Here is a 10,573-nt window from a genome sequence, read left to right as displayed (position 1 = left end):
GATGGGTGCGAACTGCCGGTTCAGCAGGAGATTCTTGGGGGTGATCGATTCACGCAGGAGCATCCGGTAGAAGCCACCGCCCGACGGGGTGAAGTCCGCGGCGGGAGGCAGCTCCAGGTTCTCCAGGTGGCGCCAGGGCACGGTGCCGTTGGGCAGCGGCGCTCCATCCGGATACGGCGTGCCATCGTGCCTCCGCATCAGGTCATCACCCGCGAACCGAGGCGTGGGCACGGCGCTGCGGGAGACCACGCTCAGGCGCACCTGGCGGATGTTGGCGGGGTGATCTCTCAGGCGGCGCTCAGCCATGACGTACGGATCCACGGCGCCAAAGCCAACGTTGAAGAACCAGCCATGGGGCAGGTTGGCCAAGTCAATCTGCTCCCAGTTCTCACCGAAGTGAGTGGGGCCCATCGGGCCGTTGACGCCCAGGATGAGCGGAGTCCGGTCGGGATCCTGGTTGTGGGTGTCCAGGATATAGGCCGCCTGAAGCTGCTCGATGCCTTCGGCCACCGGCACCGCGTCATTCTCGTCGATGACGCCGTCGCCCTGAGGGTTGCTGGCCGAGGGCATGTCCAAGCCCTGGTGCATCATGAGGTAGGGCTTGCGCTCGCCGGTGGTGGGATGGGTGAACATGGCCACGTAGAAGGCAGCGCGGTGGACCCTCAGCACGTGCGGCGGCTGCCGGCTGAAGCACGGATGCGCGAAGCCAGGCGTGTCCTGCTCGTGGAAAAGCCGGCCTGGGCGCTGGGTGGGACCGTCATCCGCGGCGGATACTGGGCTCTGGTCCAGCGGGATCTCCGTGGAGCCGGGCCCCACGTAGTCACCCACGGTGACGAACACGTGCGGCGGGTTCTCGTCCACCGCCGGGTCCGGGAAGCCCGGGTCGCGCTCGCAGATGACGAGCAGGATCTGCCCTCGGCGCAGCTCCTGGCCGGGCTTGAGGGGCTCACTGGCCCGCAGGGTGATGAGGTGGGACGCCACGGACTGCGCCCGGCGGCGGAACAGCTCGTCACGGAAGTGGACCGCGAAGGCATCCGGGAAGCCCGGTGCCTGCTGATGGGTGGCCGCATCGTACGAGTCCCAGGACAGGATGGCCCGGTCCGGGTCGATGCCATAGCCCGCAGCGCGAAGGTGGCGCCCCATGAAGGCCAGGGCCTGGCGCGCGTTGGCCTGCACGCCCCGGCGGCTGGCGTGGGTCTGGTACTGCTCGGCCTGCGAGATGAACGTCATGCTGATGCCCGCCATCACCACCGCGCCGATGGCGGCACCCACCAGCAGCTCCAACAGCGTGAAGCCACGAGAGCGGAAGGACTTGCGCATGGCTCACAGCTCCAAGGCGGTGTTCGGGTCACCGGTGATCAACCCGACGTTGTAGCGGATGGCCCAGGTGTTCACCTGCACCATGCCCCCGCCGGGCGACGGGAAGCGCACCATGATGAGGATCCGCTTCTGATCCACCTGACCGAAGCGATCCGGGTTGGCCACGGGCAGCACGCGCCAGGCCACCTGGTAGAAGGAGCGGTCGCCCTCAGCGCTGAACATGGCGTCCGCCGCACCGAGCAGCGGGCGCTCCGTGGTCTGTGCGATCGCGTCCTCCAGCTTCACCAGCCCATCCGTGTTGTCCATGTCGGCGAAGCCGGAGTCGTCTTGGTGCAGGCCCGTCGGGACGCTGAGGATCGCGTGGTTGAAGGGAATGCGCTCGAAGGAGTCCGCCACGTCGCGAGCAATCTTGCTGGCGACGGTGCGCGAGCGAGCCAGGGAGTTCTGCTGACTGGCCAGCAGGTTCATGTCCATGATGCCGATGATTCCGATGGTGAAGACGGCGAGGGCAGCCATTGCCTCGATGAGGGTGCTGCCACGAGGTGAGACGCGCGAGGGGCTCATGGTTCCTCCTAGAAGATGACGGTGGCCCCGGCCGGTGCGGACACAGCCAGCAGCTTCGGCACGATGTCCGCTTCTGCTTGGGTGTTGGGCGCGAAGGCGATGACGGCGCCAGAGCGTGCGCTGCCCGTCACCACCTCCAGCGTGCCGTCGGGGTTGAAGCGCAGCGCGCCGTAGGGCTCGCTGCCGCTGGGGTTGATGCAGAAGTTGCAGCCGGCCAGCAGGTCCGCTGTGGGCCGGTCTACGTCCGTTGCCGTGGCCGCCGTGCTGAGCGCCAGGGCGCTGAACGGCGCGGGCAGAGGCCGCTGGATGCGCTGCGAGTCCAGATCCAGAAAGGCCAGTCCACCCGTATCCGGCCCCGTGCTGCCTCCTAGCACCAGGTGATCCGCCACGAGTGCGTGAGACTGCACCTGGGTGCCATCAGGCAGCGTGCGCGTGAATGCCAGCGCCTTGCCTGGCCCCTGCGTCAGGTCCAGTGACGCCCACTGGGCTGGGCTGAGCGCTGGCGAGTCCGGACGCTCGATCAGCTGGACACGGAGACGGCCATCCGCTGTCTGGTGGATGAAGAGGTAGTGCGGCGCACCCCGGCTCATGGCTCGCAGCTGGCCGCGGCTGATCAGCGCCGCCAGGTCGAACACGGCGGTGTTCATTCGGGCTCGGCCCAGCCCATACACGCCCGAGAGACCTGCCAGGGCGGCCAGGACGAGCACGATGACCACTGCGGTCATCACTTCAACGAGCGTAAAACCACGGCGACGCCAAGAGCGAGCAAGCAAGCGGGCACCTCCTGCCATGCCTCGCCTGTCGCAAACTCCGGGCCTGCACCTCGGCGGCGTAAATCAGCGGAACGACAATGTGTAGGAGTCACGCGCCCGTGCAGCCGTTAGCGGGCGGCGGTTCGCAAACTTTGCACTGCGCAAAGAGTGAACAGCGGGCTCAGGCGAGCGGTGCGCCCGCGTTGCCGTCGCTCTCGGAGGAAGACGAGGACGAGCGGGTGTTGCGCATGCGACGGAGGACGACATAGGCCACCGGTATGAGCGCCAGCAGCAGCTGCGGCACCAGCGAGACCGCATCCGGGTAGACGCCGAGCATGTCCACGGTGACGAAGGGGATGGGCGCCAGCGGCAGCAGGGCCACCTCCTGCAGCGCGTGCAGGCCCTTGCCCAGCAGCATCACCGCCGTCGCGAGCAGCACCACGGTGGACGCGTTGAAGAGCGTCTTCATCGGCAGCCGGTAGCCCACGCGGTTCACGAAGACGACCAGCACCACCATCGCCACGGCGCCCGCCAGCACGCCCCAGGCCACGCCCGTCGCCGAGTCCAGCGCCAGGCCCTGGAGGAACACCGCCGTCTCGAAGCTCTCACGCAGCACCGAGGTGAAGGCGATCATGAACAGGCCCAGCGTGCTCCCGCTGCCCAGCGCGCCCTGCATCTTCTGGCGCAGCTCGCCCATGAAGCGGCTCATGTTGGAGCGCGCGTTGAGCCACAGCGCCGCGTACACCAGCATGCCCACCGCCGCGAGTGCCGCGAAGCCCTCGAGCAGCTCCCGGTTGGCGCCCGCCAGCAGCCGCTGCCCAAAGAGGAAGGCCACCGTGCCCATCACCAGCGCGGACATCCAACCCGCGTGCACCACGCGCACCTGCTCCATCGCCTTCATCTTCTTCAGCGCCGCCAGCAGCGCCGCGACGATGATGGTGGCCTCGAAGCCCTCGCGCAGCAGGATGAGGAGGGTGAGCCACAGCACCGAAACCATGTCTGCCGACGTGCCGCTGCCCCGCCGCGCCTGGTCCAGCAGGCTCAGCAGCTCACGGCCCTCGTCCTGGAGCTGTGGGGTGCCCCGCTCGGCCGCGAGCCGCGCCGCGAGGAACCGCTTCTCCAGCTTCGCCACCAGCTCCGGGTTCCGGGCGCGCAGCTTCACCTCGACCGGTTCCATGCCGTTGAGGTACGCCTCCAGCAGCGCGTTGCGCGCCCCCATGCTGTCTCCCGAAGCGCCCTTGCGCAGCGCGTCCTCCACGTGCGTGCGAGCCGTCAGCAGCAGGCGCTCCTCGTTCTCGTCCGGCAGCTTGCGCCGCAGGCACGCGAGGTTCTTCTCCCCGTGCTCGGCGGCCATCTCCGGATCCGTGGCCGTGGCCAGCCGCTCCAGCGAGACGGTCGGCGGAGTGCCCTCGCACGGCGGCTGGCGCAGCGTGAAGAGGTAGAACGCGAGCGACCAGCGCTCCTCTTCCGAGAGCGTCGGGAAGCCCGGCATCGCCGTGCCCGGCACGCCGAAGCTGATGGTGTTGAAGGCCTTGTACGGCATCAGCCCGGCCATGACCTCCGCGTCGTGGAAGTTGGCGGGCTTCGGCTCCATCGTCGCGGCGATGGGCATGTCACCTTTGCCCTCGGGGCCATGGCAGGCGGCGCATGACACCTGGAAGAGCTGCTTCCCGCGCGCCAGATCCGGCGGGTGGCGCGGGCTGCGAGCCAGGCCTCCCGCGAGCACCAGGTTCTCCACCAGCGCGCCGCAGTCCCGGCTGACTCCCTCCGGATCCTTTCCGTGCTCCACCCGTGCCTGCACGTCGCGGAGCTTCGAGAGGAAGGGCGCCGCGCCAGGGCCGATCTCCTGCGCCGCCGTCACCGCCTCGGCGATGAAGCTGCGCTGCTCCGCCAGCTCGAACTCGGACTGAGACTCGACGGCGGCCGGATAATCCGCCTGCAGGTACTGGAGGATGCCCACCAGCCGGTGCCACGTGCGCCCTTCCGACGATGCACTTTCATCAGCGGCCTTCGCGGTGAAGGGCAGCGCGACAAGCAGGGATAGCAGGGCGAAGGCACGGGTGGTGTTCACCCCTGCTCTCTACCAAGTCAGATGGGGTACTTCAATTTTGAGAATCAAAGTCAAAATTACATTGAGCACTTCACCCACGGAACTTCTCTCAGAGGGAAGACAGTGTTCCCTGGAGTGGAGAGGTGGGTGTGTGGAGGTGTGAGCTAGGCGCTGCGCTGCCGCTCGTACGTGAGGAAGGCGTAGGGCAGGGCGTCGGGGGCTGAGGCGGGGTGCAGCTCCTGCTCGAGCAGCTTCCAAGTGGAGAGCTCCACCTCTGGGAAGCGTGTGTCGCCTGGGAAGTCGCGGTCGATGCGGGTGAGGTAGAGCCGGTCCAGCCGGTTCAGGGTCTGCGCGTAGAGCTCCGCGCCGCCGGCGATGAAGATCTCGTCATCCCCTGGGGCGAGCGCGAGTGCCTCGTCCACCGAGTGCGCCACCTTCACGCCCTCGGGCGCGTAGTCCCGCTGGCGAGTGATGACGATCATGGTGCGGCCCGGCAGCGGGCGGCCGATGGACTCGTACGTCTTGCGGCCCATGACGAGCGCGTGCCCCATCGTGAGCTTCTTGAAGCGCGCGAGGTCCGCGGGCAGGCGCCACGGCAGCTGGTTGTTGGCGCCAATCACCCGGTTGGACGCCATGGCGACGATGGCGGACAGCCTCATACGGCCACGGACGCCTTGATGGCGGGGTGCGGATCGTAGCCTTCAAGCGTGAAGTCCTCGTACTTGAAGGCGAACAGGTCCTTCACCTCGGGGTTGAGCTTCATCCGGGGCAGGGGACGAGGCTCTCGCGCCAGCTGCGTGCGGGCCTGCTCCACGTGGTTGAGGTAGAGGTGGGCGTCGCCGATGGTGTGGATGAACTCGTGCGGGACGAGCCCCGTGGTCTGCGCCACCATCATCGTCAGCAGCGAGTACGAGGCGATGTTGAAGGGCAGTCCGAGGAAGATGTCCGCGCTGCGTTGGTAGAGCTGGCAGGACAGGCGCCCGTCGGCCACATAGAACTGGAAGAGCACGTGGCAGGGCGGCAGCTTCATGGCGGGCAGGTCCGCCACGTTCCATGCGCTGACAAGGTGGCGCCGCGAGTCCGGGTTCTTGCGCAGTCCGTCTACCAGGATGCGCATCTGGTCGATGTGCTCGCCATTGGGCGCGGACCACGAGCGCCACTGGTGGCCGTACACGGGACCGAGCTTGCCTTCGGCGTCGGCCCACTCGTCCCAGATGGTGACGCCCTGGGCCTGGAGCGTGCGCACGCTCGTGTCGCCCTGAAGCATCCACAGCAGCTCGTGGATGATGGACTTCAGGTGGACCTTCTTCGTCGTCACCAGAGGGAAGCCCTGGGTGAGATCGAACCGCAGCTGGTGGCCGAAGAGGCTGAGGGTGCCGGTGCCGGTCCGGTCACTCTTCTTCGTGCCGTGGGCCAGGACGTGTTCGAGCAGCGCGAGGTAGGGTTTCATGAGAGGTTCGAGTTCATGAAGATCTACACGAAGACAGGGGACGCTGGGGAAACGGGATTGTTCGGCGGCGGCCGTGTTCCGAAAGACGACGAAAGGGTGGACGCGTACGGCGAGGTGGACGAGCTGAACGCGACCCTGGGCCTGGCGCGCAGCCTCTCCATGCCGGCGGATCTGGACGGGTTGCTGCAGCAACTCCAGGACCAGTTGTTCACGGTGGGGGCCGTGCTCGCCACACCCCAAGGCACCAAGGCCGCGGCGCACATCCCCCACATCAAGCCCGAGTGGGTGGAGGCGATGGAGAAGGCCATCGATGGCTTCGAGACCGAGCTACCGACGATGACACACTTCATCCTCCCGGGAGGCAGCCAGGCGTCCAGTGCTTTGCACCTGTCGAGGACGGTGTGCCGGCGGGCGGAGCGGCGTGTCGTCCCACTGCTGCGCGAGGGGAAGGTCTCCCACGACGTGGGAGTTTTCCTAAATCGGCTCTCGGATCTGCTTTTTGTCATGGCCCGTGTTGCCAACCACCGGGTGGGTGTCCCAGATGTGAAGTGGATACCGGAGAAGCCCGGGAAATAGCCCGCTCGGCCGTGAGGAGCGGTAGAAGAGAAGCGCCGTGAAACTGCTCCCCACCGCCCACCTGCGCCAGCTGTCCGACGCCGTCGGCTTTGACCTCGTGGGCTTCGCCCGCGCGGCGCCGATTCCGCCCGAGGCTCTCACCGAGTGGATCGCGGCGGGCTACGCGGCGGACATGGACTGGATGAAGGAGCGAGCCGCCGAGCGGCTCGACGTCACCCAGCTTCTGCCCGGAGCGAAGACGGTGGTGGTGTTCGCCAACAACTACTACCGGGACGATGCGGAGACGGAGGGCTCGCCGATTGCCCGGTACGCACGGGGGCGGGACTACCACTCGACGCTGCGCGACCGGATGAAGGCGTTCCGCAAGGCCGTCCAGGGCGAGTACCCCGGGATTGGCACCTACGGGAGCGTGGACAGCGGCCCGCTGATGGAGAAGGTGTGGGCGGCGCGCGCGGGCCTGGGCTACGTGGGGAAGAACGGCTGCTTCATCACCGAGCGCTTCGGCTCGTGGGTGCTGCTGGCGACAGTGGTTCTCGACGCGGAGGTGGACGCATATGGGGACGGGCCCGCGGCGGACCGGTGTGGCTCCTGCCGCAAGTGCCTGATGTCGTGTCCCACGGGCGCGCTCGTGGGCAATGGGCGCGTGAATGCGCGGGCATGCTTGTCGTACCAGACCATCGAGAACCGGGACCACGAGGTGCCCGAGTCCTTCCGCGTCGAGATGAACAACCTCGTCTTCGGCTGCGACATCTGCCAGGACGTGTGCCCGCTCAACCGGCGCCCGGTGTTCGCGGAGCATCCGCGCTTTGCGCCTCGAGCCGTGGCGGGCCTGGGGGTGATGGAACTGGCGGGGCTCACCCAGGAGCAGTACGCGACGTTCATCCCGGGTACAGCGCTCGCGCGGGCGCAATACGATGGGCTGCGGCGCAATGCCGTGTATGCGCTCGGGGCCACGAGGCAGGAGAACGCCCGGCTCTTGCTGGAAAAGCTCAGCGAGGATGATAGCGAGCTGGTACGGAGTGCCGCGCAGTGGGCGCTCCGGCAGCTGGCGCAGTGAGCGGCGCCCCAGAGGAGGGTGCAGATGGAGCGGATACGACTCGGTGGGCACCGTGGCTCGGGGTGTACGGACTCGGCCTTCGCGCGGGCGGCATCTCCTCGATCCAGGGCCCGGGGAAGCAAGCCGCCGGAGAACACGCTGGAGTCCATCGCCCAGGCGTTCGAGCACGGCGCGGACTTCGTCGAGATCGACGTGCTGCGGACCCTGGATGATGCGCTGGTGGTGACTCACTCCAATGCGCTCCGGGAGCACGTCCTGGTGGCTCCGCCCTCCGCCCGGTTCATGGGGGAGTTGAGGTTGGAGGAGGTGAGGCAGCTCCGCACGGGACTGCGCGGCCGCCAGAGCGCGATTCCGACGCTGACCGAGGTGATGGACCTCATTGCCGAGTGGCGCGCTCGGCGGGGGCTGGGCGACTTCGTGCTGAATATCGAGATCAAGGATGTGAAGGGCACGCGGGCCCCGAAGCAGGCGCCGGGCCGCCCCTCTCTGGTGGAGTTGCTGGCGAAGCAGGTGCCGGCGCACTCCAGGCTGTCGCTGGAGGCCATCGTGTTCTCGTCGTTTGCCGTGTCGGATCTCGTCGAGCTGGCGCGGCTTCTGCCCGCGGCTCGGCTCGGGATGCTGTTCGACTTGGACCGGGAGGCGGGAGGCCTCGTTTATGAGGCCGATCCCCAGCTGAGCGATCGCTACTTGCCGTTCACTCCGGCCGAGATCGAGAACGTGCGGAAGCAGATCGCGGAGGTTGGTGGCCGGCTGGAGTTCCTCCATCCGGAGATCGACACCCTGACGTCCGCGGCAATGAAGGCGGCGTCTCCGTTGGGGGTGAATTGCTGGGTCATGAGGGAGCGCGTTCCCGTCAGGCGGCGCCACTCGCTACGCCAGGCGCTTCGCCTCGCTCGAACTCACCAGCTGCGCCTCGGGGTGATCACCGACTTCGTTCCCGAGACGCGGCAGCAACTGGCCGGGCTCCGGCGGAACTCCAGACGCTGAGTCACCCCAGAGAGCTACTTCCCGTTCGGATCCCAGTCGTCGATGTCCCGCTTGGGCGGCGGAGGCTTCGTGGAAGCAGGGGCCGGCTTGGGCTGCGCCTTGGGTGCAGGCTTCGGCTCGGGCTGCGGAGCAGGTTCGTCCTTCGAGTCAGCCGGTACCGGGACGTCCTTGTCAATCACCGGCTTCGCTGCCGTCGCGGCCGAGTCCACGGGCGCTGGCTTCTCGGACCCGGGCTTCGCGGTGGGCTCGGGCTTCCCCGCCGTCTTCTCACCCTTCTTCGCAGGCTCCGGCTTCGTGTCAGGCTCCGGATCCATGGCTCGGGCGAGCTCGTCCGCGGGATCCTCCTGCGGCACCGGCTTCTCCGCGGCCTTGGGTCCCGGCTTGGGCTCTGCCTCCGGCTCCGCCACCTTCTTCGACTCGGAGGCCCGGTACACCCCCTTGCGCCCCGTGGGCTCGCTGGGCGCGCTGGAATCTCCGAACTCGTCCCTGGCCGCAGGCTTGGACACTGCCGAGCCCTTGGGCTCCCCGGGCTCCGGAGGTATCTCGGGCCCACCGTGGTGGGGCTCAATGCCGTCCTTCTTCTGCTGCTGGAGCGCCAGGTGGCGCGCCGTGCACTTGTCGTACGTCTGCTTGCACTTCTGCAGACACGTCCCCAGTTGGGAGTAGGTGCGCGTGCTGCTCCCGTACTCGATGGTGCAGCCTTCCTTGCACTCGGAGTTGTCTTCTTTGCAGCCGAGAGGCGGCGCCTCGGCCTCCTGTGCGAGAGCGGGGCCAGCCAGCAGGGTGAAGATCAGCAGCAAGGGTGCACGCATGACGCGCGAGAAGTTAGCAGTCTTTGCCACCCCTTGCTCCAGGGCCGGGCTATCGTCCCGTCTCACCCGCGCCGAGGAGGACGCACATGGCAGGCAGCCGAGTCGGCATCATTGGAGGCTCCGGGCTCTTGGAAGCGCTGGGCGTGGCGGGCCAGGCCGAGCCCCACGTGATCGAGACGCCCTTCGGCCCGCCCTCGGGCCCCATCTTCACCATGGAGCTCGACGGCGTCCCCGTGGCCCTGCTGGATCGCCACGGTGCCGGGCACATGCTCGGCCCCACGCGCGTGCCCTACCGCGCCAACCTCTTTGCCCTCAAGGTGCTGGGCGTCTCCCACGTCCTCGCCTGCGGCATGGTGGGCAGCCTCCGCGAGCACATCCACCCGCACCACCTCGTCATTCCGGATCAGGTCATCGACCGCACCTACCGGCGGCCCTGCACCTTCTATGACGACCTGGTGGTGCACGTGGAGATGACCGAGCCCTTCTGCGAGACGCTGCGGCACGTGCTCTCCGAAGTGGCCCAGGAAAGCAGCACGGGGAAGGTGCACTCGCAGGCCACCTATATATGTATCGAAGGCCCCTCGCTCAGCACCCGCGCCGAGAGCCGCATGTACCGCACCTGGGGCGGAGATCTGATCGGCATGACGGTGATGCCAGAGGCCCGGCTGGCCCGCGAGGCGGAGCTGCACTACGCGCTGGTGGCCGTGCCCACCGATTATGACTCCTGGCAGCCTCCGCTCAGCACCGCGCCCGAGGCCCAGAACACCGCCCACTTCCAGAACCGCCGCGTCGCCATCGCCAACGCACTGGGCCTCCTGCGCCGCTCCCTCTCACGGATCGCCTCGGCGCCCGTCCAGTGCCACTGCGACTCCGTCTTGGCGCTTGGGATCTGGTCCGATCGCAGCCGCATCTCCAACGAGGTGCGCACCCGCCTGCGTCCCCTGATCGGCAAGTACCTGCCGCCAGAAGTCGTCTAGGAGACGAACCGGGGGGCGCGCTCGCCTG

At 67.8% G+C, this 10,573-nt stretch carries 11 protein-coding genes; 4 read left to right on the top strand and 7 right to left on the bottom strand.

The window, feature by feature from the left end:
• The 6 genes from DB31_RS36460 to DB31_RS36435 all read right to left on the bottom strand — a co-directional run.
• The coding region (locus tag DB31_RS36460; RefSeq protein WP_044196775.1) for a PilW family protein at positions 1-1,320 on the bottom strand (1,320 nt) is incomplete at its 3' end.
• A gap of 3 nt (positions 1,321-1,323) precedes the next feature.
• A complete protein-coding gene (locus tag DB31_RS45575) occupies positions 1,324-1,884 on the bottom strand; it encodes a type IV pilus modification PilV family protein (protein ID WP_052420533.1) in 561 nt (186 codons plus the stop codon).
• 8 nt (positions 1,885-1,892) lie between these two features.
• On the bottom strand, positions 1,893-2,675 hold the full coding sequence (locus tag DB31_RS36450) for a pilus assembly FimT family protein (RefSeq protein ID WP_044196773.1): 783 nt from the start codon (positions 2,673-2,675) through the stop codon (positions 1,893-1,895).
• A 142-nt stretch (positions 2,676-2,817) separates the two neighbouring features.
• Positions 2,818-4,707 (bottom strand): cytochrome c/FTR1 family iron permease, encoded by a 1,890-nt coding sequence (locus DB31_RS36445; protein ID WP_044196771.1) that lies wholly within the window; start codon positions 4,705-4,707, stop codon positions 2,818-2,820.
• Between the two features lie 143 nt (positions 4,708-4,850).
• Positions 4,851-5,345 carry a dihydrofolate reductase gene (locus DB31_RS36440; protein WP_044196769.1) on the bottom strand — a complete coding sequence of 165 codons (495 nt, stop codon included), beginning with the start codon at positions 5,343-5,345 and terminating at the stop codon, positions 4,851-4,853.
• Positions 5,342-6,136 (bottom strand): thymidylate synthase, encoded by a 795-nt coding sequence (locus DB31_RS36435; protein WP_044196767.1) that lies wholly within the window; start codon positions 6,134-6,136, stop codon positions 5,342-5,344. Before DB31_RS36435 ends, DB31_RS36440 begins: the two co-directional genes overlap by 4 nt.
• 15 nt (positions 6,137-6,151) lie before the next feature.
• On the opposite strand from DB31_RS36435, the gene DB31_RS36430 reads away from it, so the two are divergent.
• Genes DB31_RS36430 through DB31_RS45570 form a run of 3 tightly spaced genes read left to right on the top strand, consistent with a single transcriptional unit; the run spans position 6,152 to position 8,756 of the window.
• Positions 6,152-6,712, top strand: a complete 561-nt coding sequence (locus tag DB31_RS36430; protein WP_044196830.1) for a cob(I)yrinic acid a,c-diamide adenosyltransferase — start codon at positions 6,152-6,154, stop codon at positions 6,710-6,712.
• Between the two features lie 37 nt (positions 6,713-6,749).
• The gene (gene queG / locus DB31_RS36425; protein WP_044196765.1) at positions 6,750-7,769 is read left to right on the top strand and encodes a tRNA epoxyqueuosine(34) reductase QueG; all 1,020 of its coding nucleotides are present in this window, start codon (positions 6,750-6,752) and stop codon (positions 7,767-7,769) included.
• 24 nt (positions 7,770-7,793) lie between these two features.
• A complete protein-coding gene (locus DB31_RS45570; RefSeq protein ID WP_052420531.1) occupies positions 7,794-8,756 on the top strand; it encodes a glycerophosphodiester phosphodiesterase in 963 nt (320 codons plus the stop codon).
• A gap of 14 nt (positions 8,757-8,770) precedes the next feature.
• Here DB31_RS45570 and DB31_RS45565 read toward each other — a convergent pair whose 3' ends face one another.
• Entirely contained in the window at positions 8,771-9,598 is an 828-nt protein-coding gene (locus DB31_RS45565) for a hypothetical protein (protein ID WP_157232345.1), read from the bottom strand.
• A gap of 56 nt (positions 9,599-9,654) precedes the next feature.
• On the opposite strand from DB31_RS45565, the gene DB31_RS36410 reads away from it, so the two are divergent.
• Positions 9,655-10,545 (top strand): MTAP family purine nucleoside phosphorylase, encoded by an 891-nt coding sequence (locus tag DB31_RS36410; protein WP_044196763.1) that lies wholly within the window; start codon positions 9,655-9,657, stop codon positions 10,543-10,545.
• The last annotated feature ends 28 nt before the right edge of the window (positions 10,546-10,573 follow it).

The sequence above is a fragment of the Hyalangium minutum genome, from assembly GCF_000737315.1.
Classification (GTDB): Bacteria; Myxococcota; Myxococcia; order Myxococcales; family Myxococcaceae; genus Hyalangium; species Hyalangium minutum.
This window is presented reverse-complemented; position numbering and strand designations above follow the sequence as displayed.